Origin of the sequence: Shigella sp. FC1967 (assembly GCF_001743005.1) — a bacterium.
Lineage (GTDB): Bacteria > Pseudomonadota > Gammaproteobacteria > Enterobacterales > Enterobacteriaceae > Proteus.
This window is the reverse complement of record NZ_MIIZ01001319.1, coordinates 1-396: the sequence shown is the minus strand read 5'-3', so window position 1 is coordinate 396 and position 396 is coordinate 1. Positions and strand designations below refer to the sequence as shown.

The 396-nt window shown below is 49.7% G+C and carries 1 pseudogene; it reads right to left on the bottom strand.

Annotated features, from left to right (window positions below):
* Nucleotides 1–254, bottom strand: a pseudogene (locus BHE89_RS21600) (hypothetical protein); the annotation flags it as partial.
* Between the last annotated feature and the right edge of the window lie 142 nt (nt 255–396).

Below are 396 nucleotides of genomic sequence, written 5' to 3'. Positions count from 1 at the left end.
AACTTCCCTTTTGCTGCCTTCGATACGAACTCAGCGATCACCGAAGCCAGCATGTCGGAGGTAAGGTGAAGCGGCAGCTTTATCGTGTCGAAGTCAGCCTGCTTGATGGTGAACAGGCGGATGTGATCGTTGCGGTAGTCACGCACATAGATGACATGACTCTCAAATGGGTTGGAGTGGTTAAAGGCATCCATACCCCAGCCTGCGGCCTCAAGATGTGCGTTTGATACTGACTTGTCGTAATCAAATTCCACGCTATTACTCTCCGTCTTGTCGTACAGGAACTTTCACATGTGAAAGTTTTCCGTCGGTCATGATGTCCAGGACGGCTTTGCCCAGTCTCATCCCTTTATGGTATTGAACCGGGTCTCCCTTGTAGAAAAATCCTGGCTCGTT